This is a genomic window from Pseudooceanicola sp. HF7 (assembly GCF_011806405.1).
Classification (GTDB): domain Bacteria; phylum Pseudomonadota; class Alphaproteobacteria; order Rhodobacterales; family Rhodobacteraceae; genus Pseudooceanicola.
Genome location: NZ_JAATOW010000005.1, coordinates 1 through 21,630 on the forward strand (window position 1 = coordinate 1; position 21,630 = coordinate 21,630).

General features: G+C 65.1%; 24 protein-coding genes. 10 read left to right on the plus strand and 14 right to left on the minus strand.

The features are described from left to right. Nucleotides 1-9 precede the first annotated feature (9 nt). Entirely contained in the window at nucleotides 10-126 is a 117-nt protein-coding gene (locus tag HCZ97_RS20545; RefSeq protein WP_368484321.1) for an aspartate/glutamate racemase family protein, read from the plus strand. Between the two features lie 16 nt (nucleotides 127-142). Here the strand turns inward: HCZ97_RS20545 and HCZ97_RS03965 are convergent, their stop codons facing one another. From HCZ97_RS03965 to HCZ97_RS03975, 3 genes are all read right to left on the minus strand, one after another. Beyond that, complete coding sequence (locus tag HCZ97_RS03965) at nucleotides 143-595, minus strand: RidA family protein (protein WP_167687385.1); 453 nt, start codon at nucleotides 593-595, stop codon at nucleotides 143-145. Continuing rightward, the gene (locus HCZ97_RS03970) at nucleotides 595-1,209 is read right to left on the minus strand and encodes an NIPSNAP family protein (RefSeq protein WP_167687386.1); all 615 of its coding nucleotides are present in this window, start codon (nucleotides 1,207-1,209) and stop codon (nucleotides 595-597) included. Before HCZ97_RS03970 ends, HCZ97_RS03965 begins: the two co-directional genes overlap by 1 nt. 149 nt (nucleotides 1,210-1,358) lie before the next feature. After that, nucleotides 1,359-2,036 carry a GntR family transcriptional regulator gene (locus HCZ97_RS03975; protein ID WP_167687387.1) on the minus strand — a complete coding sequence of 226 codons (678 nt, stop codon included), beginning with the start codon at nucleotides 2,034-2,036 and terminating at the stop codon, nucleotides 1,359-1,361. 287 nt (nucleotides 2,037-2,323) lie between these two features. Between HCZ97_RS03975 and HCZ97_RS03980 the strand changes: the two genes are divergently transcribed. The 3 genes from HCZ97_RS03980 to HCZ97_RS03990 are packed head-to-tail and all read left to right on the plus strand — an operon-like array spanning nucleotide 2,324 to nucleotide 5,733. Beyond that, nucleotides 2,324-3,391, plus strand: coding sequence for a nitrilase-related carbon-nitrogen hydrolase (locus HCZ97_RS03980; RefSeq protein ID WP_167687388.1), 1,068 nt, complete (start codon nucleotides 2,324-2,326; stop codon nucleotides 3,389-3,391). A 9-nt stretch (nucleotides 3,392-3,400) separates the two neighbouring features. Then, complete coding sequence (locus HCZ97_RS03985; protein WP_167687389.1) at nucleotides 3,401-4,735, plus strand: Rieske 2Fe-2S domain-containing protein; 1,335 nt, start codon at nucleotides 3,401-3,403, stop codon at nucleotides 4,733-4,735. Beyond that, nucleotides 4,732-5,733 (plus strand): PDR/VanB family oxidoreductase, encoded by a 1,002-nt coding sequence (locus HCZ97_RS03990; protein ID WP_167687390.1) that lies wholly within the window; start codon nucleotides 4,732-4,734, stop codon nucleotides 5,731-5,733. The genes HCZ97_RS03985 and HCZ97_RS03990 overlap by 4 nt, the downstream gene beginning before the upstream one ends. Here HCZ97_RS03990 and HCZ97_RS03995 read toward each other — a convergent pair. The 6 genes from HCZ97_RS03995 to HCZ97_RS04020 form a co-directional block, all read right to left on the minus strand. Beyond that, complete coding sequence (locus HCZ97_RS03995; RefSeq protein ID WP_167687391.1) at nucleotides 5,730-6,341, minus strand: exonuclease; 612 nt, start codon at nucleotides 6,339-6,341, stop codon at nucleotides 5,730-5,732. The genes HCZ97_RS03990 and HCZ97_RS03995 overlap by 4 nt on opposite strands. A gap of 192 nt (nucleotides 6,342-6,533) precedes the next feature. Continuing rightward, a complete protein-coding gene (locus tag HCZ97_RS04000) occupies nucleotides 6,534-7,352 on the minus strand; it encodes an ABC transporter permease (protein ID WP_167687392.1) in 819 nt (272 codons plus the stop codon). A gap of 3 nt (nucleotides 7,353-7,355) precedes the next feature. After that, entirely contained in the window at nucleotides 7,356-8,207 is an 852-nt protein-coding gene (locus HCZ97_RS04005; RefSeq protein WP_167687528.1) for an ABC transporter ATP-binding protein, read from the minus strand. A 65-nt stretch (nucleotides 8,208-8,272) separates the two neighbouring features. Continuing rightward, the gene (locus HCZ97_RS04010) at nucleotides 8,273-9,061 is read right to left on the minus strand and encodes an SDR family NAD(P)-dependent oxidoreductase (RefSeq protein ID WP_167687393.1); all 789 of its coding nucleotides are present in this window, start codon (nucleotides 9,059-9,061) and stop codon (nucleotides 8,273-8,275) included. Between the two features lie 104 nt (nucleotides 9,062-9,165). After that, nucleotides 9,166-10,179 carry an ABC transporter substrate-binding protein gene (locus HCZ97_RS04015; RefSeq protein WP_167687394.1) on the minus strand — a complete coding sequence of 338 codons (1,014 nt, stop codon included), beginning with the start codon at nucleotides 10,177-10,179 and terminating at the stop codon, nucleotides 9,166-9,168. A 352-nt stretch (nucleotides 10,180-10,531) separates the two neighbouring features. Beyond that, on the minus strand, nucleotides 10,532-11,554 hold the full coding sequence (locus HCZ97_RS04020) for a nitrilase-related carbon-nitrogen hydrolase (RefSeq protein WP_167687395.1): 1,023 nt from the start codon (nucleotides 11,552-11,554) through the stop codon (nucleotides 10,532-10,534). Between the two features lie 303 nt (nucleotides 11,555-11,857). Between HCZ97_RS04020 and HCZ97_RS04025 the strand changes: the two genes are divergently transcribed. Continuing rightward, nucleotides 11,858-12,541: a GntR family transcriptional regulator gene (locus HCZ97_RS04025; RefSeq protein WP_217701720.1), complete on the plus strand. Its 684-nt coding sequence runs from the start codon at nucleotides 11,858-11,860 to the stop codon at nucleotides 12,539-12,541. A gap of 29 nt (nucleotides 12,542-12,570) precedes the next feature. Further along, nucleotides 12,571-14,025: an MFS transporter gene (locus tag HCZ97_RS04030; protein WP_167687397.1), complete on the plus strand. Its 1,455-nt coding sequence runs from the start codon at nucleotides 12,571-12,573 to the stop codon at nucleotides 14,023-14,025. Between the two features lie 74 nt (nucleotides 14,026-14,099). Here HCZ97_RS04030 and HCZ97_RS04035 read toward each other — a convergent pair whose 3' ends face one another. Continuing rightward, nucleotides 14,100-15,026 (minus strand): dihydrodipicolinate synthase family protein, encoded by a 927-nt coding sequence (locus tag HCZ97_RS04035; RefSeq protein WP_167687398.1) that lies wholly within the window; start codon nucleotides 15,024-15,026, stop codon nucleotides 14,100-14,102. Here HCZ97_RS04035 and HCZ97_RS20700 point away from each other — a divergent pair. Continuing rightward, nucleotides 15,025-15,150, plus strand: a complete 126-nt coding sequence (locus HCZ97_RS20700; protein WP_303048690.1) for a hypothetical protein — start codon at nucleotides 15,025-15,027, stop codon at nucleotides 15,148-15,150. The two genes, HCZ97_RS04035 and HCZ97_RS20700, sit on opposite strands and share 2 nt — an antisense overlap. 22 nt (nucleotides 15,151-15,172) lie before the next feature. On the opposite strand, the gene HCZ97_RS04040 is transcribed toward HCZ97_RS20700, so the two are convergent. After that, nucleotides 15,173-16,165, minus strand: a complete 993-nt coding sequence (locus tag HCZ97_RS04040; protein WP_254871333.1) for an ABC transporter substrate-binding protein — start codon at nucleotides 16,163-16,165, stop codon at nucleotides 15,173-15,175. Between the two features lie 141 nt (nucleotides 16,166-16,306). Here HCZ97_RS04040 and HCZ97_RS04045 point away from each other — a divergent pair, with 141 nt between their 5' ends. Continuing rightward, nucleotides 16,307-17,497 carry an amidohydrolase gene (locus HCZ97_RS04045; RefSeq protein WP_167687399.1) on the plus strand — a complete coding sequence of 397 codons (1,191 nt, stop codon included), beginning with the start codon at nucleotides 16,307-16,309 and terminating at the stop codon, nucleotides 17,495-17,497. Between the two features lie 100 nt (nucleotides 17,498-17,597). On the opposite strand, the gene HCZ97_RS04050 is transcribed toward HCZ97_RS04045, so the two are convergent. Both HCZ97_RS04050 and HCZ97_RS04055 read right to left on the minus strand, forming a co-directional pair. Further along, nucleotides 17,598-18,365, minus strand: a complete 768-nt coding sequence (locus HCZ97_RS04050; RefSeq protein WP_167687400.1) for an ABC transporter permease — start codon at nucleotides 18,363-18,365, stop codon at nucleotides 17,598-17,600. Further along, the gene (locus HCZ97_RS04055) at nucleotides 18,362-19,234 is read right to left on the minus strand and encodes an ABC transporter ATP-binding protein (protein WP_167687401.1); all 873 of its coding nucleotides are present in this window, start codon (nucleotides 19,232-19,234) and stop codon (nucleotides 18,362-18,364) included. Before HCZ97_RS04055 ends, HCZ97_RS04050 begins: the two co-directional genes overlap by 4 nt. A gap of 255 nt (nucleotides 19,235-19,489) precedes the next feature. On the opposite strand from HCZ97_RS04055, the gene HCZ97_RS04060 reads away from it, so the two are divergent. Then, complete coding sequence (locus tag HCZ97_RS04060; protein ID WP_167687402.1) at nucleotides 19,490-20,161, plus strand: SDR family oxidoreductase; 672 nt, start codon at nucleotides 19,490-19,492, stop codon at nucleotides 20,159-20,161. Between the two features lie 26 nt (nucleotides 20,162-20,187). Then, complete coding sequence (locus tag HCZ97_RS04065) at nucleotides 20,188-20,865, plus strand: SDR family NAD(P)-dependent oxidoreductase (protein WP_167687403.1); 678 nt, start codon at nucleotides 20,188-20,190, stop codon at nucleotides 20,863-20,865. Nucleotides 20,866-20,918: 53 nt separating this feature from the next. Here HCZ97_RS04065 and HCZ97_RS04070 read toward each other — a convergent pair whose 3' ends face one another. Next, the gene (locus HCZ97_RS04070; RefSeq protein ID WP_167687404.1) at nucleotides 20,919-21,566 is read right to left on the minus strand and encodes a phosphoribosyltransferase; all 648 of its coding nucleotides are present in this window, start codon (nucleotides 21,564-21,566) and stop codon (nucleotides 20,919-20,921) included. Nucleotides 21,567-21,630: the final 64 nt, after the last annotated feature.

Sequence of the window (21,630 nt, forward strand, 5' to 3'; positions counted from 1 at the left end):
GGATCGGTGGTGCTGGGCTGCGCCGGCATGGCCCCCATTCGCGGGCGGCTGGAGCGCGATATCGGGGTGCCTATCATCGACCCGGTGACCGCAGCGGCGGTGATGGCCCTGGGGGCGGTGAGCTGACACACCGCCCGCGGGCTCACTTCAGCGCGATGATCGCCTCGACCTCGCAGGAGATGCCGCCGGGCAAGGACGTCACCCCCATGGAGCTGCGCGCATGGGTCCCGCTCTCATGGCCGAAGGCCTCGACGAAGACCTCCGAACAGCCGTCGATCACAAGGGGATGCTCGGTGAACTCCGGCGTGGCGTTGACGAAGCCCAGCAGCTTCACCACGTGATCCACGCGCCCCAGGTCCCCGACAGCCGCCTGCAGGTTGGAAAGCAAGGCCAGCCCGACACGCCGGGCGCGGTGGCGCGCCTCTTGCACGCTCACCTCCTGGCCGACCTTGCCGGTCATCGGCGTGCCGTCATCGTCCAGCGGGGCCAGTCCGGACAGGTAGACCATCTTGCCGCTGATCCGGTAGGGGCGGAACATGGCCACCGGTGCCGGGGGCGGGGGCAGGGCGTCCAGCAGGCTTTGGGGAACGCCCATCAGGCCAGGTCCGAACAGGCAGCGGCCACCGCCAGTTCCGATTGCAGAGAGGTCAGGTGAACCGACCCGCCGGCAGGCGGCCAGACGCCACGCCTGGACCCCTCCGCCCGGGCAGCGGTCCGTTCATCCAGCGTCTTGTAAGGCCAGATGTGCAACATCTTGGTGGGTGCGCCCTCCACCGATTTCATGATCGTCAGCAAGGGAGAGATCTCTTCCCGCGCGGGCAGGCCCTTTTCCCAGGCCGCTTCCGTCTCATCCATGCCATGAGGCGCCACGGTATAGGTGCGGAACTCGTAGAAGGGGCCGTAATTGCCGGGTTTTAGCGGGCGCGCAAAGCCAAGCGCCTTGAAGGCGGTGCGCTCAACCCCGCCCAGGTGTTCGGCCAGCCGATAGGGGTCATAGGCCTCAAGGCAGCGGGCACGTTCGGCGTTCAGCGCCTCAACGTTCTCGTATTCCGTCAGGAAGTGAAACCGGTTCAACCCCCCGAATTCAATTGAGAAAACCCCCAGTGGCCTGCCGGTGGAGGAGAAGTTTGCATAGGTCTCTGCCAGCTTCGGCATGACCGCGCCAATGCGGTTGGGAAGCAGTGCGAGCGTTGTCAGATCGTAAATCATGGGGCCCTTTCCGGTTGGTTGCGACCTCGGCTTTTATGCTTGTGTGCCGATGGTATGCCATTTAGGTGCCATAGCGGTCACCCCATGGCAAGACGCCCCGCGCGAATATCGGCGGGGCGTCGGGAAAGGGGGTAAAAAGAAGGCGGTGCCTAGCGCGAGATGCCGGTCAGACGGTTGATGATCGCGATCTTCACGTTGTTGATATGGCCTTCCATGGCGGCGCGGGCCTGTTCGCTGTCCCCGCCTTCGACCGCTTCAAGAAGCTTGGTGTTCTCTGTCAGGTCGAAGGTGGACTCCGTCGGATTGCGATAGGCGTTCAGCACATGGGTGCGGCGGCGCAGGTCGCGGATCATGCCCGCCAGAAGCTGGTTGCCGGAGGCATCGGCGATCTCTCCGTGCAGGCTGTCATGCACGTACCAGATATCGGCTAGGGTGGCATCTTCCTTGTCCGCCAGGGCCTGCATGGCCGTACGGATCTCTGCGCAGCGGGCCTTGGGCAGGCGGCCGGCGGCCAGGCGCGCGGCCTCGGATTCCAGCAGCTGGCGCACGTTCAGGATCTCGATCAGGGCTTCAGTGGAAAAGGGCGAAACGGTCACGCCCCGGTTGGCCTGCTTGTAGACCAGACGCTCGGCTTCCAGCCGCCCCAAGGCTTCGCGGATCGGCGTGCGCGAGGCATTCAGCCGCTCGGCCATCCGCCGTTCCACGATCACGTCACCGGGCCGGAGTTCCCCAGAGATCAGGATCTGGATGAGTTGGTCATAGACCTGTTCGGTCAGATTCGGTTTCGTCTCTGACTCGGCACCGGTCACGGGGGTCGCAATGCTCATCCTCTGGCTCCGTTTTTCTTGAGGTGTGTCGCTATGTAGCGCCAACTGGCCACGCTTGGAAGGCCCGAGGTATCTCAGTTGTATTCCAGTTGTATTTTGTCGCGCCCTGTTGCCGAAAATCTGGTCTGGCCCCCAGATAATCCCGCGAAATCGCCGGCCTGATCAAATCAGGGCTTGAAATCAGTGGATCCTTCTTCAAGTCTAAATGGTATACCAACGGTGGGCAACTGGTCCGTAGCGATGGCCAGAACCACTGCGGAAGCTGAAAAGCGAACAGGGAGACGACAATGACATCCTGGAGAGCGACCTGCATCCAGATGAAAAGCGCACGGGCCGCTCAGGCAAAAAGCCGGGCAGAGGCACGTGCCGTCATCGCGATGAACCGCGACAAGCTGATATCCATGATCAATGCGGCCTGTGCCTCTGGTCAGAAGCCTGACCTGGTGGTCTTCCCGGAATTCGGGATGCAGGGGCCGCCGCTGGGCATGGAAGTGGATCAATGGATCGACTGGGCCTGCATGGAGGTGCCGGGGCCGGAGACCGCGCCGCTGCAGGATCTGGCGAGGCGGCAGGGCATCTACATCGTCGGCAACGCCTTCGAAGCGCCGGGAAAGTTTCCGGGCCGCTACTTCAACACCAGCTTCATCATCGGCCCAACGGGCGATGTCATCCTGCTGTATCGCCGGGTCAATACGGCGGCCTTCCCCAGCGTGCATGACTTCCGCACCGATTACCTGAAGGTCACGCCACAGGATCAGGTCATGCCCGTGGTCGACACGCCCCTGGGCAAGCTCTGCGTCATCGCCTGCGGAGAGATCACGGTGCCCGAAGTGGCGCGCTGTATGATGATGCAGGGGGCAGAGGTGATCCTGCACCCCACCAACTCGCGCCACAGCGCCGCCCAGGAAGCCGCCAAGCTGTGCCGGGTGACGGAAAACATGTGCGCCATGGTCTCTGGCAACGTGGCCGGACCGATCGGCTTTTCCCCCGATGGCACCTTTACCGGCGGACGCAGCCATATCCTGGACCACCTGGGCAACACCCTGGCCTTCGAGGAAAGCGCAGAGGAAAGCATCGGCGTCAGTGCGGTGATCGACATCGACAAGCTGCGCCGTGACCGGCGCGCCGACACGGGCCTGTCCAACCCCCACCTGCGCGCCCGCTACGAGATGTACGTGCCCTTTTACGAACAGGCGCGCTTTTACCCGGCGGACGGGTTCCTGGAGCGCCCGATGAAACATGCCTCTGAAACAGAGGCCTTGATCGCCCGCGCCCGGGGAAACCTGGAAGCGGCGGGCATTCTCACCCCATTGCCGGCCGATGAAGCGGAACCGGTATCCACAGTTGAACTTTAGGAGACGACAATGATTACAGCCGAAGAAAACGTGGACCTCTGCGCCGTCGGTCGCGGCACGCTGATGGGCGAGTTCTTCCGCCAGTTCTGGACCCCGGTCTGCCTCAGCTCTGAGCTGAAGGCGGACGGCGATCCAGTCCGCCTGATGATCTTGGGCGAGAAGCTGATCGGTTTCCGCGATACCGAAGGGCGCGTGGGGGTCATGGACCACCGCTGCCCGCACCGCTGTGCCTCTCTCTTTTTCGGGCGCAACGAACACGGCGGCATCCGCTGCGCCTACCACGGTTGGAAGTTCGACGTGAACGGCAAGTGCCTGGACCAGCCCAACCTGGAGGACAAGTCGAAGTACCCCGCCGGCACCCCGGCCTATGCCTACAAGACCTGCGAAAGCGGCGGCCTGGTCTTTGCGTACTTCGGTGAGCGCCAGGACAATCCCCCGCCGCTGCCTGAGATCGAGGCGATCATGGGCGAGGGCAACGATGCCAACATCGCGCTGACCCACCGGGACTGCAACTATATGCAGGCGCTGGAAGGGGATATCGACACCTCCCACCTGGGCTTCCTGCACATGGGCGGGATCGACGGCGACAACCTGGATATGTCCGATCCGGAGACCTACACGATCACGGAGAAATCCCCCAAGATCAACGTCTCCGTCATGCCCTTCGGCACGATGTATTCCGCGCAGCGCGACGCGATGGAGGGTCATGAGCACCAGCGTTACGCCTCCTACCTCTTCCCCTTCTGGGTGACTTATCCCGGGGGCGGTGAGCTGGGGGATGCCAAGACCGCCAACGCCTGGGTGCCGATAGACGACGACAGCTGCATGATCTTCAACATCGACCTGTCCCGCGCCACGGGCGGGGGGCACAAGAAGCTGAAGTACAAGGATGGCACCCCGGTCTCCGGTCTGGCGCGGCCGCTGGAATACCTGCCCACCACCACGGACTGGAAGGGCCGCTGGCGCCCGGTCAAGGATGCGTCCAACGACTACGGCATCGACCGGGACTGGCAGCGCTCAGGGGACAGCTACACCGGTATCGTCGGTGTGCCGCTGCAGGACCAGGCGATCCAGGAGAGCATGGGCCATGTGGTCGATCGCACGATGGAGCACCTGGCCGCCTCGGACCGCATGGTAATCCTGACCCGCCGCGTGATGCTGGATGCGGCTCTGGCCTGGCGCGACAACAAGGAGCTGCCCGATTTCGTGGATCATCCCGAATACGCCCGCCAGGCCCATGGCGGCGATATCGTGGTGCCCAAGGGCACCGACTGGCTGGATGGCTACGAAGAGCACATGGCCAAGGTAAAGGGCTACACGCCGCCGCCGGAGGCCGCTGAATGACGGCCCATTTTGCCAATGAGACCGGCGCAGAGGATGCGCCGGTTTCCCAGACCCAGACTCTTGAACTGCGGGTTGAGGCCATCCGCTACGCTGCCGAAACGGTGCGCGAGGTGACGCTGGTCGCCCCCGATGGCGCAGAACTGCCGGGCATCGAACCGGGCGGCCACGTGGATCTGCATCTGCCCGGCGACAGGATCCGCAGCTATTCCCTGACCAACGGCCCGGGTGAAACCACTGCCTACGTGGTAGCGGTGAACCGGGACGCGGCAAGCACCGGCGGCTCGGCCCATATCTGCGAGGATCTGCGCGTGGGCACGCGGCTCAGGGTCTCTACCGCGCCCAACAACTTCCCACTGGCCGAGGCCGCGGAAAGCCTGTTCTTTGCCGGGGGCATCGGGATCACCCCGGTCCTGTCGATGATCCGCCACCTGGAGGCACGAGGCGCCGCCTGGCGCCTGATCTACGCCGTGCGCAGCCGCGCCCAGGCGGCCTTTCTGAGCGAACTTCAGGCGCTCGATGCCGGCCGGGGCCGCCTTGAATTGCACGAGGATGATCGCAAGGGCGCCGTGCTCGACCTGGCGCAGCACCTGGCCGAAGCGCCCGAGGGCGCGCATCTGTACTGCTGTGGTCCCACGCCGATGATCGACGCTTTCGAGTCCCTCTGCGACGGACGCCCCGCCAGCCACGTCCATGTCGAACGCTTCGCCGGTCTCGCGGTCGAAGGTGCGGAAACCGCCTTTACCGTCGTGCTCAAGCGCAAGGGGTTGGAGTTCGAGGTCCCGCCGGGCAAGACCATCATAGAGGTGCTGCAGGAGAACGGCGTGAAGGTCGCCTATTCCTGCCAGTCCGGTGTCTGCGGCACCTGCGAGACGCGCGTGATCGAAGGCACCCCGGACCACCGCGACAATCTGCTCAGCGAGCGGGAGCGGGAGCGCGGGCAGGTCATGCTGATCTGCTGCTCGCTCGCCAAAAGCGACCGTCTGGTGCTGGATATCTAGCCGAAGGCGGCGGGCGACAGACGCCCGTCGCGCAACAGGTGCTGCAGGGCGAAAGCGACAGAGCGCGCATCGTCCAGCGCATCATGACCGCGCAGCTCCGGCACCCCGAGCCCGAAATGATCAGCCAGCGTGTTGCTGCGCAGGCCGTGGATTTCGTCCAGCGGCAGGCCGGCGGCCAGTGTCAGGTCACAGGCATTGCCGAAGCGCGTCACCGGCAGGGGCGGCGCGATTCCGGCCACGTAGCAGCTGATCGCCACCATGTTGAATTCGTCCTTGCCCCATGACCAGAGACGGTCATCGCCCGCGAAGTCCCCAAGCACGCTCAGCGCCGCGCCCAGCTCCTGACCTTCGGCCGCGATGGCCTCTTCCGTGATGCCGGTCAGCCGGGTGAACAGCGGGTCAAGCGGCAGGGGCGCCCCGTCGCGTCCCCGTGGTGTGACAAGGCAGGACAGGGTCTCTTCCAGTTCGAAATCACCACTCAGGGAAAGCCTCACCGCGCCGATCTGGGCAATCACCGGGTCGGGATCCTTCGGCCCGCACCAGAAGCGCATGGGCGCGCCGGGGGCGGTCAGGAATTCGCAATCATAGATCACTGCACTCTGGGTCATGGGCGTTCCTCTGGCGGTCTTGCGCCGGGCCTCGAGCGTTGGATCGGGGCGCAGCGGAAACTCCGCGGGTCCGGTGACGCGGGGCCTGCCGGACCTCCTGGTGCCGCCACCCTGCGCCGCAGGCCCCGGAATGACAAGACGCCCCAGTCGCGTTGACCGGGGCGTCCTTAGGGTTGAGCCGCGCAGGCGCGCTCAGCTCTCGCCTGCCAGGCCGCCGCCTTCGCGCCAGGGGATTGCCACCCGCTCCAGCCGCGACAGCGCGGCAAAGAACAGCATCCCCATGACGGAGATCATGATGATGGAGGCGAACTGCCGCGCGATGTCGAAGTTGGCCCCGGCAATCAGGATCAGGTAGCCCAGGCCCTTGTCGGCCCCGATGAACTCCGCGACGATGGCACCGATCACGGACAGCACCGTGGCCAGCTTCAGCCCCGCGAAGATCGACGGCAGCGCCTTGGGCAGGCGGAATTTCCAGAAGACCTCCCAGCCGTTGGCCCCCATGGAACGCGCCAGATAGAGCATTTCCGGCGTCGTCGCCTTCAGTCCCATGACCGAGTTGATCACGATCGGGAAGAAGCTGAGCAGGATCACGATGACGATCTTCGGGGTCATGCCGTAGCCGAACCAGGTCAGCAGCAGCGGTGCGATGGCCACCTTGGGGATGGTCTGGCTCATGACGATCAGGGGGTAGACGCCGCGCTCCATGAAGCGCGAATAGACGATGGCGACGGCCAGCGGCACGCCGATGCAGACCGCGCAGAGGAACCCGAACAGGATTTCGCTGAGCGTCACCAGCGCATTGGGCCAGAGCCGGTGCCAATAGGTGATGATCTCCATCACGATGACGGAGGGCGCGGGCAGGATGAACTCCGGGATGTTGCGCAGCTCCACCAGCAGCTCCCAGGTGGCGATCAGCACGATCAGGGTCCAGATCGCCGGGGGTACCGCGTTGAAGGCGCGCTTGAAGGGGTTTTCGGCGGCGGCAAAGCCGGTATCGGGGACGGAAGCCATGGCTCAGTATTCCTCTCTGAAGACGCCGAGGTTCTTGAAGATATCCGTGATCTCGTGGACGTAGCCCAGGAACTTCGGATCCTCGCGCATGGCAAGGCGACGGGGGCGGGGCAGGTCGATGTCGAACACCTGCTCGATGCGCCCGGGGCGCGGGGTCATCACCACCACCCGGTCCGACAGGAAGATCGCCTCTGAAATCGAATGGGTGATGAAGAAGACCGTCATGTCGCGCTCCGAACAGAGGCGCAGCAGGTCGATCTGCAGCTGGTCGCGGGTCATCGCGTCCAGCGCGCCGAAGGGTTCGTCCATCAGCATCAGCGGCGGCTCATGCAGCAGCGCGCGGCAGATGGAGACCCGCTGGCGCATGCCGCCTGACAGCTCGCGCGGCAGCGCATCCTCGAAATCCGCAAGAGAGACCATGCGCAGCAGGGCGCGGGCCTTTTCCAGGGCCTCCTTCTTGTCCATCTTGCGCAGCTCGGCCTGGATCAGCACGTTGTCCAACGCCGTGCGCCATTCCAGCAACACGTCCTGCTGAAAGACGATGCCGAGGTCCGAATTGGGCTTCAGGATCTCCTTGCCGCCCACGTTGATGTCGCCCGATGTCCGTCCCAGCAGGCCCGACAGCAGCATCAACAGGGTGGATTTCCCGCAGCCCGACGGCCCCAGGACGGACACGAATTCGCCTCGCTTGATATCAAGATCGACGGCGCGCAGGGCTTCGACCTCTCCCTTGCGGGAGCGGAAGATCTTGTTCACGCCCTTGATGGACACATGGCCCGGGGCGTCCGGGTCGTGGGGCGGGGTGAGGACGCCGGGCGCTTCCAGGCCGGTCGTCAGGCTGTCATTTGCTGGCATTGCATTCATGCGCGTTCACTCCGGCTCTGCGGCCGGTCCCTGTTGGTTGGAATTGGCAAGGGGGATCAGACGGATCGGATCATGCCCCCGTCGATGCGGATCGTGCTTCCGGTGATGTAGCTGGCGGGCTGACCGGCCAGGAAGGCGGCGGTGGCCCCGAATTCGGCCGGCGCGCCGTAGCGCCCGGCAGGGATCGTCGCGCGGGAGGCCGCGGCGATCTCTTCCACGGTCTTGCCGGCGCGTTCGGCCGCCCCGGCGTCCAGCGCCTGGGTGCGGGCGGTGCCGATGCGCCCGGGCGCCAGGACATTGACGGTCACGCCGTCCCGGGCCACCTCGCCAGCCAGCGTCTTCATAAAGGCCAGGACAGAGGCGCGCAGCGCGTTGGACACCGGCAGATGCGGGATCGGCTGCACCACCCCGGAAGAGGCGACCGTCAGGATGCGGCCCCATTTGGCAGCGCGCATCTGGGGCAGCAGTTTCAGCGTCAGCCGGATCACCGGGTCGACCATCGTGCCGTAGTGGGCGGCCATCACATCGGGATCCACCGCGCTGGCGAGGCCGGGGGGCGGGCCGCCGGTATTGTTGACCAGGATATCCACCTGGCCGGTGCGCCGCCGCGCGCCCTCGATCAGCAGATCGACAACGCCGGGATCGGCAAAATCGGCCTCCACGTAATCGCAGAGGGGGCGCAGCGCGTCGGGAAGCTGCGCGATGGCGGCCTCAAGCCGCGCCGCGGATCGGCCGGAGATCGTGACGCTGGTGCCTTCGGCCATCAGCGCCGTGGCAATGGCCAGCCCCAGGCCGGAGCTGGCGCCGGTCACAAGGGCATGTTTGCCCGTCAGTCCAAGGTTCATGGGTCTTCTCTTTCTTCAAGCTGCGACCCGGAGGGGGAAGACCTCCGGGTGCAGGGAAGCGGGGCCGGGAAGGGGGCACCGGCCCCGCGCGTGGCGATCTGGGATCAGTTGGTGCCAAGGCCGGGCTGGTAGGCATTCGTGTAGATGTCCCCCGGGGTCAGACCCGGCGCCATGTTGCCGTATTGCTCCAGCAGGGAAATCGTCAGCTCGATATCCTCCGGGGCGACCCAGCCATAGGGTTTGCCCAAGGTGGCCTCGGTGTGCTCGTATTTGGGCATCACATTGATATCGTTCATGATCTGCTCAGGATCACTGTCCGGACGTGCCTCCATCATAATCTCATGCGCGGTTTCGGGATCCGCTTCGACGTCCGCCTTGGCCTTGACCAGAGCCGTCAGGAAGCCAGAGACGACATCCTCGTTCTCAGCCAGGTAGTCCTTGCGCACGATGACGGAGGACCCAAGGATGTTGACCCCGTGATCGGCAAACAGCATCGGCTCTTCGATCGGCCTGATCGCGGCCACCTTGTCCCCGTCGGGATTGGCCCAGCCATTGATGAAATCCACGTCCCCCTTCAGCAGCGCGACCCGGTCCCCGCCGCCATTGATGACGATCACCTCGATCTTGTCGAAATCCACGTCATTGGCCTCTGCAAAGGCGCGGATCATCCCGTCCTCAAGGTTGCCCGCATCGGTGCCCATGCGCTTGCCCTCGATATCCTTTGGCGTGACGATCCCGGACCCCTCCAGCGAGATGATGGAGGTCGGGTCCTTCTGCAGCAGCCCGGCCACGGCGATGATATTGTCCGCGCCCGCCGCCTGCTGGGCCTGGGCCAGCGCGCCCAGCCCCGCGATGCCGATATCGAAATCACCGTTGCCGATGGCCTGGATTGTCCCGGTGGAGCCATTGCCGTCCACGATCTCCACGTCCAGGCCCTCGGCCTCGAAGAAGCCCTTTTCATCGGCCACGAAGAAGGGCGCATCCACGCCGCCCGCGATCCAGGCCAGGCGCAGCTTCACCTCCTGAAGGTCGTCGGCAAGGGCGGGGGCCAGGCTGGCAGAGCAGAACACCGCGGTGGCGACAAGCGCCGTTGTCTTTCTTAGGAAATGTCTCGTCATTTTCTGGGTCCCTGTTGGCTGGTATGACCGTTGTTGTTATTTGGCATTCAGATGGTATGCCGCGCGCTTTCGCTGCGTCAAACGCCGCCAAGCGGTTTTGGTCGGTCAATGGCGTTTAGTTGGTATACCACTCTCTGCCTGCATGGATTTAGGGCAGCCGAATGACCGGGCGCGTTAAGAAAGCAGCCCTGAAAGCCCCATTTTTCCTGACCATCTGGACGGAAAGCGAGGCAGGCGGGGCGAATCTGTCCGTGGTCCGGTGGCCTGCCGGACGGGACACCCGGGCATAAAAAAGGCCGCCCCGAAGGGCGGCCAGTTCCCTCTTGCAAGGGCGGGGTCATCTCACGGGTCGTCAGGCAGACCGCAGCACACCGGACTTCGCCAGGTTCTCCAGCGCCACCTCATGGACCGGGGCGAAATCCTCGTTGGTCTCCACCGCCTTGGCCGCCAGGCCATTGGCCGGGTAGAACTCCGCCGCGTTGTAATAATCCCGGTACATCTGGAAACGCGAGCGCAGCAGCCCATTGCCCATGCCCCGGTCAGCCCGCGCGCGGCGCAGCTCTTCCACGTCGATCATGGCCGAGATCGTGACCTCCTCCGCGCTCTCTTCCAGCGCCATATGCGCGCCGCGGTAATCCACGATCATCGAATGGCCGCCCGTCAGCGTATCGGAAAAACCCGCAAGGCCGGCAATATTGGTCGAAACCAGGAAGCACATGTTCTCTGCCGCGCGGCACTGCTTGGCGCAATCCGCGATCGGGGTCAGCGGCTCGTTGTTGGGATGCAGCAGCACCTCTGCGCCCTTCATCATGAAGACGCGGGAGACTTCGGGCACGTTGACCTCTCCACAGGGGAAGATCGCCAGACGGCCCAGCTCCGTATCGGCCACGGGGAACAGCGCGTCTTCGCCGTAGGCCTCCACGTAGTCATCCAGGATGTCATGCGGAGAGGTGAAGGTCGCCGTGTTGATCCGGCGATAGCGCAGGATGACCTCTCCCTTCGGATCCAGCAGGAAGGAGGAGTTGAAATAGCGGTCCGGCCATTTCGCATCCACTTCAAAGTGGTTGCCGGCGATGTAGATGCCGAATTCCCGGGCCAGGGCCTCGAAGGGGGCGGTGATCGGGCCGGGCATGGGCGCGCAGGCCTTCTCGATCCAGGCAGAGGCCGAATTGGCGCGCGGCGGCCCCTGGAAGCCGAATTCCGGCAGCACCACGAGCCTGGGCGGGGTGGGGCCTTCGCAGGCGGCACGTATCCTGGCAACGGCGTTGGCGATATTGCCGTTGATGATTTCCCAGGCCTCTTCGCGGGTCTCTGCATTGGCCGCGATCCTGCTTTCCATCTGGATGCAGGTCGCGCGCCAGGGTTCGATGGGCATAGGTGTCTCCCTGATAGTCTGTTGGGATGAAGGGTGTTGTCACTTACTGTGTGCAATTGGTATACCGATGCGAAACAATGCCTGTCAACGCGGCCCGCCACCCTTGTCCGCTCCCGGGGCAGGAAAGGGACAGGACTGCCCGATTGCGCATCACCACTCAATTTTCAAAGGCTTCACATGTTTGCCTACATTCGGTATTGAAATGGTGGACCAATGATATGCAAACAGGCGATAGCCAGGTCTGCGCGGGTCCGCCCGAGCAGCGACAACAGGAATGAAAGGGACCGCGTGGACCGTATCGCCATGACGAAAGACCTGCTGGCAGAGCCTGGCTCGACCGCGGAGGCGCCGGATCAGAGCCTGGCGAATGTCGCCTACGGGCGGATCATGGACATGCTGCTCTCCGGCCAGGTCAAGCCGGGCGAGGCCCTGCATGAACGCCGCCTGGCCCAGATGATGCAGATCTCGCGCACCCCGGTGCGCGAAGCGCTCTTCCGCCTGGAAGCAGAGGCGCTGCTGATCCGCGGGGCAGGGCGCAACCTGGTCGTGGCCGATATCAGCGTTGAAAGCTACGTCCGCCTTCTGGACCTGCGCCGCATCCAGGAGGTAGAGGCCGCAGCCCGCGCCACCGGGCGCATCACGCCAGAGGTCCTGGTCCGGGTTGAAGCCGCGCTCGATCACCTGTTGCAATTGAACGAGGTCACCTCGGCCCAGCACTGGGCCGTCGATGACCTGGTGCATCACTCCATCGCCGAGGCCGCGGGCAACCCGATGCTGACACAGTCGATCCGCGACCTGCGGCGGCGCACCCATATCTTCAACACGCACCGGATCTCTCACCGGCTGCGCCCAGGGGCAGAGGAACACCGCGCCCTGATCCGGGCGGCGGCGGGCGATGATCCGGACCACACCCGGCAGCTCATGGGCGATCATATTGATCACGTGCGGGATGCAATCGTGGATTACATCCTCGGCATCAGGCGTTAGACCCGGTTTGCACGACGTCAGGAAATCCCATGTCAGAAACGACAGAGACCGCCCGTCCGGCGGTCAGATCCCGTTTTCCCTTTCTTGATCGCGGAACGCCGCGCCTGCTGGCGGCCTCGATGCTGGCGCTCTTCATGGCCGCGCTCGACCAGACCATCGTCGGGCCGGTGCTCGCCGATATCCTGGCGGAATTCGGCGGCGGCGCGCTGCTGGCCTGGGTACCCACGGGCTTCCTGCTGGTCGCCATGGTGGCCGCGCCGCTCTATGGCGCGGTGGCCGATATCCAGGGGCGGCGCTTTGCGCTGCTGCTGGCCAACGTGCTCTTCCTGGGTGGCTCCATCGCCTGCGCGCTGGCCCCCTCGCTCTGGCTTCTGGTGCTGGCGCGCCTCTTGCAGGGCGCGGGCGCGGGGGGCCTTGTCTCCATCCCCTTCATCATCGTCGCGGACCGCGTGCCAATGAGCCGCCGACCGCTTTTCAGCGCCTTCATCTCCACCATCTACGCGGTGGCGGGGCTGGCCGGGCCGCTCGCGGGTGGCGCGCTGGCGGAATACATGAGCTGGCGGTGGGTCTTCTGGATCAACCTGCCGGCCTGCCTGCTGGTGTGGTACGGGGTGCAGACGGCGCTGGCCCCGCGCGCGGCCTCACGCGGGCGTCAGATCGACTGGACCGGGGCCTTCCTGCTGCTCTGCGCCTCCGTGCCGCTTTTGCTGATCTTCACCGGCGGCGAAGCCGGGGCAGAGGCCGCTGGCCCGCTGCTGCCCGTGCCCGTCCTGGGCGCGCTCAGCGCGCTGTTCTGGGGTCTCTTCGCCTGGCGGATGCTGCGTGCAAAGGATCCGCTGATCCCGGTCAAGGTGCTGACCAACCGCTCCATCCTTCTGGCCTCCCTCGGGCTGGCCTGCTGCGGCGGGGCCAACATCGGGCTGGCGGTTTACCTGCCGCTCTATTTCCAGAAGTTCCACGGGCTGAGCGCAAGCGAGGCCGGCATGACCCTGCTGGCGATGATCTCCGGCGGGTTGGTTGGGGCCTATATCCCGCCGCAGATCCTGCGCTTCTACCCTTCCTACAAGCCGCTCATGGTCGGGTCCGCCCTTGGCGCGGCGATCAGCGGGCTGGCCCTGACCTGGATCATGGCCGGGCAACCCACGCTGGGCGCGCTTCTGCTGCCGATGTGGATCATGGGGCTTTGCATCGGGCTGCTCTTTCCGATCTTCCCTCTGGTGGTGCAGAACGCCGCAGAACCCGTGCAGATGGGGTCGGCCATCGGCGTGCTGTCCTTCCTGCGTTCCATGGGGGGCACGGTGGGCGTGTCCATCATCGGGATGATGGCCGTGGGATCGGGGCTGGCCGTGGACATCCTGCCCGATGACCCCCTCCCGATCTGGAGCCTGGGGGCCGCGGCTGCCGGGATCATGATGGTGGCCTTCCTCGGCCTGTCCTGCCTGCCCAACCGCAAGCTTGAAGGCTTCGGGCGGGCTCGCCGCTAAGATGCGGGATCTAAACGACAAAGGCCGGGCAGAGCGCCCGGCCTTTCGCATTATCAGACACTACCAGCGGCGCCTCAGCCCAGTTCGGCCAGGCGCTTCTCCAGCCGTCCCATCAGGAAATCGACCTCTGCCATGGCCTCCGGGGACAGGCTGGCCCCCGGCTTGCGCATCGCCGGGCTGGCAATCGCCCCGCGTTTGGCCAGCACGTACTTGCGCACCGCCAGCCCAAGACCCGGCTGCGCCTCGTAGCGCACCAGCGGCAGGTAGGCATCGAACAGGTCCTGCGCGCGGTCATAGTCGCCCGCCTCGGACAGCTTGACCACCTGCGCCAGCATCTCGGGATAAGCAAAACCCGTCATCGACCCATCGGCGCCGCGCCGCATTTCCTCGGCCAGGAACAGCCCGGCGTTGGCCACGAAGATCGACCGCCGCACCTGGCCCGCCGCCTCTGCCTTGCGGATGGCGGTGATCTTTTCCAGCCCCGGCCAGTCCTCGTGCTTCAGCATCACGATGGAGGGGTGGTCATTGAAGATCTGGTTCATCGTCGGGACAGAGATGTTCACCCCCGTGGCCAGCGGGAAATCCTGCAGGCAGACGGGCACGTCGGTGCCGATCGTGTCGATGACATTGCCGTAATAGGCGCGGATCGTCTCGTTCGTGGTCAGCGATCCCGGCGGGGCCACCAGCACCCCGGAGGCGCCTTCATCCATGACCGCGGCGGTCAGATCGCGGATCGCCGCCAGCCCGGGGGCCGAAACACCCACGATCACGGGGCGCCCCGCCATCCGCTTCAGCGTCGCGCGGGTGATCTCCAGCGCCTCTGTTGGGGTCAGCTTGGGCGCTTCCCCCATCATGCCAAGGATGGTCAGACCGTCTGCCCCGGCCTCCATGTAGAAATCGATCACGCGGTCCAGGCTGGGCCAGTCGATATCGCCATCCGGGGTAAAGGGCGTGACGGCGATGACGAAGACGCCTTTGGTGCTTGAAGAAATCAGGGGCATGGCTGCGAAGTCTTTCCTGTGCGTTGAGGCGCCGCCGGGACGGGCGACGCCGGTCTTTGATATCTCCGGTCCGGCCGTCACCGGCCCGGCAGGCCCGATCCGTCGACGCGGTGGGCCAGAGTAAACCGAACCCAGGTCAGTCGACCTCAGTCCGCGGGAACGTAGACCACGTCCGCCGGCTCCAGATCCTTGGACAGCGGCGTGACCTTGTTCACCACCGCGATGTTATGCGCCACGCGCTCCATGTCGAAGACATATCCGTTGCTGGCGAAGACATCGTTGTCAAAGGCAAAGGAAAGCGAGTTCGGCACCATCTGCGCCTGCGCCGGGCGCTGCATCCCGTCCACATGGGCCACGATGGCATCCACGGCGGCCTCGGGATCGGCCTGGGCGGCGTCATAGGTGCATTGCACCGCCGCGGCAAAGCGGGCGACCAGGTCGGGATTGGTCGCGATCATCTTGTCAGAGGTGAAGATGGAGGCGTTGTAGATGTCCAGCGTGTCGCCGTAATAGACCGCGCGCACCGATTTCCCGACCCCTTCTGCCACCGCGTTCAGCCCCACGACGGACGTCACGTAAGAGGCCAGCGCATCGATCTTGCCCTGCAACAGCAGCCCGTTCAGCGCCGAATAATCCGCCGTGGTCTTCTCGATCTTGTCGTAATCGGCTCCGGCCATCTCCACACCCAGCGGCAGGAAGGTCATGGCCGAATTGCCCACCGAAGAGCCCACGGTATGCCCCTCCAGGTCGGTCAGGGACTGGATCGGGCTGTCCGACAGCACCGCCACGGAAGAGGGGTTCTGCGACACGATCGGCATGATCGCCTTGACCGGGGCATCGGTCTCGGAAACGGAGCTGATCAGCGTGCCAAGATCGGTGACAGAGAAATCCGCAACCCCGGTGGCGACCTTTGTCACCGCATCCGCCGCGCCATACCCGCGAGAGATCGTGATATCGATGTCCTGATCGGCAAAGCAGCCCTCATCGAGCCCCAGGTAATAGGCGGCAGAGATCCCGCCCGGGGTCCAGTCCAGCTGGAAGGCAACGGGATCCGCGGCCATGGCCGGCCCGGCAAGCGATAGGCCAAGGGCAAGAGCAGGGGCAGCGCCTGTGCCAACTTTGGGCAGGGGGAAAGTCATGGTCGGATTCTCCTGTCGGTCTTGTGGTTTGTTGTTGGCATACCACTAGAATACCCATAGCCTCCGGTCCACAGATTATCGCCGTCCGACCTTCCAAAGGGCCTGTTTGGGAACGGCGAAGCACAGCAGAGAGGAAAAAACATGCAGATGGAAAAGGTGTTTGCGGCAGTCTCGGCGCATCAGGATGAAATGGTCGCCCTGCGTCGGGACATCCACATGCATCCCGAGACCAGCTATGAGGAACACCGCACCTCTGCCATCGTGATGCAGAAGCTAAAAGAGTGGGGGATCGAAGCCCACCAGGGCCTGGCCGGCACCGGCGTTGTCGCGGTGATCAGGGGCAATCGTCCGGGCAATCGCTCCGTCGGGCTGCGTGCCGACATGGATGCGCTCAACATGACAGAGACCAATGACTTTGCCCATAAATCGACCATTCCGGGCAAGTTCCACGGCTGCGGGCATGACGGGCATACCACCATGCTGCTGAATGCGGCGCGCTACCTGAAAGAGAACCCCGATTTCGGCGGCACGGTGCATTGCATCTTCCAGCCCGCGGAAGAGGGCGGCGCGGGCGGTCAGAGGATGATCGAGGAGGGGCTCTTTGACCAGTTCCCCTGCGACGCGGTCTATTCGCTGCACAACAAGCCGGGCCTGCCGGTGGGCAGCTTCATCACCCGGGTCGGCGGCCAGCTGGCCTGCGCGGACCAGTGGCAGGTGACCTTCAACGGCACCGGCGGCCATGCCGGCGCGCCGGAAAAGTCGGTCGACCTGATGACGGCGCTGGCGCATTTCATCCTGGGCATCCAGGGGATCGTCGCACGCAACATCGTGGCCCAGGAAAGCGCCGTGCTGACCATCGGCATCATCGAGGCGGGGACAAGCCACAACGTCATGCCCGCCCGGATCGTGGTCACCGGGACGGCCCGCTGCCACAACTTCGACATCCGCGCCCTGCTTCAGAAACGCCTCAGGGAGGTGGCCGATAGCGCGGCCGCCATGTGCTTGGCTAGCGCCGAGCTGGTCTATGACGAAGGCTACCCGCCGCTGGTCAATGCCGCCGATCAGACCGCCATCGCGGTCGCTGCCGCCACCGCACTTGCCGGGGCAGAGAACGTGGATGGCAACAGCCCGCCCATCAATGCCGCCGATGATTTCGCCTACATGGCAATCGCGCGCCCGAGCTGCAACGTGATGATGGGCAATGGCGACGGCCCGGAGTGGAAGAACAACCACAGGCCCGATTACGACTTCAATGACGAGATCATCCCCTGGGGCACCGCCTACTGGGTCTCCGTCGTGAACCAGGAGCTTGGGGATGGGGCGGCGGCCTGACCTGCCGCGCCTTCCGGAGCGTCCCAATCGGGGGCGCCAGCACCAAACGAAAGGGCCGGCGGAGACACCGGCCCTTGGTCGTTCCGCGCTTCGTCTGCGCTCAATCGCCCGCGTCGGTCTTGATCGACCAGGCGAAAAAGCCGCGATGAATCCAGTTCACCGCCTGGTACAAAAGCACCGAGATCAGCGCCAGCATCACCACGCAGGCGGTGGCCGTGGGGATCGCGAACTGCGCCGTGGAAGAGGTCACAAGATAGCCCAGCCCCTTGTTGGCGTTGACGAATTCCGCCACCACCGCGCCGATGACCGCCACCGTCACGCCGATGCGCAGACCGGAGAAGATGAAGGACACCGCATGGGGCAGGCGCACGGTCAGGATCTCCACCATGGTCGAGGCCCCGGCAACCCGCGCCAGGTCCAGCATCTCTGACGGCGTGTCCATCATGCCCGATGCGGTGGCGACCATGATCGGGAAGAAGCAGGTCAGGGTGACGATGATCAGCCGCGTGGTCTCATCCGTGCCGAAGATCACCACCAGGATCGGCGCGATGGCGATGATCGGGATGGCATTGAAGAAGACGATCAGTGGATAGAACATCTCTGAAATGGTGCGGTTGACCGATACCAGCACGCCCAGCGGAATGCCCACGCAGCAGGCGCAGAAGAAGCCCAGCACGATGGTATTCAGCGTCTGCAGGGCATGGTCGAACAGCACAAGCCCCAGCCCCTGGCCGCCGCCCCAGATGTCAGAGGGCGCGGGCATCAGGTAGACCGGGATCTCGAAGGTGACAGAGGCCAGCTGCCAGAGCGCGATGAAGGTGACGAAGGTGGCGACGGGCAGGACGACCTTGCGGACAGCGGGGCTCATGCCTGGACCTCCCGGCGCTTGCGCGGCCCGAAGATGTCATCGCGGATCCGCCGGGAATACTCGTGGAAGGCGGGCAGGGCGCCGCTTTCGGGCCCCCGCGGCTTCGGGATGTCGACCTCGATCAGGTCCTGCAGCCGCCCGGGGCGCGCGGACATCACCGCCACCCGGTCAGACAGCAGCACCGCTTCGGAAATCGAATGCGTGACCAGCAGGATGGTCTTCTTGGTGCGCGCGTGGATCTCCAGCAGGTCCAGTTGCAGATCCTCCCGCGTCAGCGCATCCAGCGCGCCGAAGGGTTCATCCATCAGCAGGATCTTGGGATCCAGGATCAGGCTACGCGCGATGGAGGCCCGCTGCTGCATGCCCCCCGACAGCTCATGCGGCATCCGCTTGGCCATCTCCGCCAGCCCGACAAGCTCCAGCAGCTCAAGGGCGCGCGCCTTGTCCTCTTTCGTCGCGCGGCCACGCAGCACGCGGGCGGGATAAAGCACGTTGTCCAGCACGTTGCGCCAGGGCAGCAGCGTGGGGCGCTGGAACACGATCGCCACCTCCGAAAAGCCCTGCCGCGTCTTGCCGCCACCGATCCAGAAATCCCCCGAGCTCAGCGGTTGAAGCCCGGCCAGGATACGCAGCGCCGTGGATTTCCCGCAGCCCGACGGCCCGACGAGAGAGACGATCTCCTCGCGGTAGATCGTCAGGTTCAGATCCTCCAGCGCGGTCAGCGCCTCGCCTTTGCGGGTCTCGAAGGTGACACCGGCATGGGACAGCTCGATGATCGGTTCCTTGCGCTCCGCAGAGGGCTTTGGCGCGGGCGGCGTGGCGCGCGCGACCAGGGTCAGCGCCGGGTCGCGCAGGGGGGCTTGGGTCATGTCGTGGCTCACTTTGGTCTTGTCCTGCGGGGTGCGGGCACCCCTCGACAACATGGCATACCGTAGGAGTACCAATTGCCAGCGCAAAGCCGCGCGTCCCCGGAAAGAAGCCTCTCGCTGCCGAAATAGTGAGCGCAAATGCCAATAATTGAGCGCCGCTTTCGCCCCGATCTCCCCAAATTCACCCGCGAAATTGCCGCGGGGCATTTCGATGGTGTACCAAATGCACACCATAATCACAGGGAAGGGGATCCCATGCCATCAATGCTGATAACCGGGGCCAACCGGGGAATCGGGCTGGAGCTGGCGCGCCAGTTCGCCGCCGCCGGATGGGAGGTGATCGGAACCGCCCGCAATCCCGACAGCGCGACAGAGCTGGCCAAGGTCGCGCAGGTCGTGCCGCTTGAGGTCACCGATCCACAGGCCATCGACGTGCTGGTAAAGGCGCTCGACGGGCGGCCAATCGACGTGCTGATCGCCAATGCCGGCATCGCCCTCAACCTGCAAGCCAGCGCCGCAGATGTCACGCGGGCGGAATTCCTCAAGGTGATCCGCACCAATACCTTCGCCCCCCTGGCCCTGGCCCGCGCGCTCAAGCCGAACCTGCTGGCCGGGCAGCTGCGGCTTTGCTGTGCCATGTCCAGCCTCATGTCCTCGGTCTCTGCCAATGACTGGGGCACGCAATACAGCTACCGCGCCTCGAAAACCGCGCTGAATGCCACCTGGTCCGCGCTGGCCGCCGAATGGGCACCAGAGGGGATCACCTGCACGCTGCTGCGCCCCGGCATGGTGGCGACGGACATGACCAATGGCGTCGGCCTGCAGGTGCAGGACTCCGTGGCCGGCATGAAGGCCGTGGTCGAAGGGCTCAGCCTGTCCGATGCGGGCCGGATCATCGGCTATGACGGCCTGGACGTGCCCTGGTGACCCCCGGTGAAAAAGGAGACCAGATAATGCCGACAGTACTTGTCACCGGCGCCAACAGCGGCATCGGGCTGGAATTTGCCCGCCAGTATGGCGCGCGCGGCTGGGCCGTGATCGCGGCCAACCGCACCCCCTTCAATCCGGGCGATTTCGCCGCGCTTGGGCCTGACGTGACAGAGCTGCGCTATGACGCGCTTCAGGACAGGACCGCTGCCGATCTCGCCCAGCGGCTCAGGGGCCGGCCCATTGACGTGGCAATCCTGAACGCCGGGATCAGCGAGGAAACGACCAGCGCCCCGGAAAAGGTGACCGCCGACAGCTTCGAGCGGACGATGCTGGTGAACACCTGGGCGCCGCTGCACCTGGCCGCCCTGCTGGAAGAGAACCTGAAGGCGGGCAGGGCAAAGACCCTTGTCGGCATCTCCAGCCTTGCCAGCCAGACCGGTCGCTACGACGTGCCGCGCCAGTTCGCCTATCGCGCCTCAAAGGCGGCGCTGAACCAGATGTGGCGCAACTTGGCCGTGGAGTGGAAGGATTGGGGCGCGACCTGTCTGACCCTGCGCCCCGGTCGGGTGAAGACCCGCATGACCGATTGGCAGGGCGATCTTGACGTTGACCAGGCCGTGCGCGGCATGATCGGGCTGATCGACGCCGCAGAGCCCGCGCAATCGGGCCAGTTCCTCTGGCACATGGACCAACCGGCCTGAGGCCGATCACAGGCCGGCGTACCGGCGCATGACTGCCCGCCTTCGGGCGGGCCTCAGCTTTCCTGCCAGCCGCTCTCCGTCTTGATCAGGATCGGCGTGCGGAAGGCGCCTTCGACGGGGCAGCCGGTGATGCGCTCCTGCCAGGCCGTTCCCTGCAGCATCGCCGCGCCGATCGCCACCGGGGTGACATCGACCAGCGCCAGCAGCTCCAGCACCGCCGCCATGGAGGATCCCGTCGACAGCACGTCGTCGATCACCGCCACCCGGCCTTTCAGCAGCGGCAGCATCCGGGGATCCAGGTACAGCCGCTTGCCCAGGCCCGGCGTGGTGATGGAGGACAGCGGCACGGACAGCGCCTCGTCGTACCAGAACTTGCGACTGGTCCCCAGCGGCACCTTGCGGCTGTGGTCCAGCCGGCGGGCCACGGCCTCGGCCAGGGGCATGCCCAGGGTGGGCACGGAAACGATCACATCCGGCGCATGGGCACGCAGCTTCTCCGCCACCACGTCCGACAGCGCATCCAGAACGCCAAAGCTTGCCTGGTTCAGGATCATGGAGGCCACGCCGCGCTTGCCATCGGGCAGGGTGCGGATCGGCAGCAGCAGCGTCTGCCCGCCCAGCGGGGCGGCATAGCTTTCCTGGTCAGGCTGGACCCCGGGGGTCAGATCGTCGTGCAGCTGCTGCCAGACATCGGTTCTCATGGCGTTCCTCTCTTGCGTCCCGCGCCCGGCGGCGTAGGTTCGCACAAAATACGCAGGAGCCGCC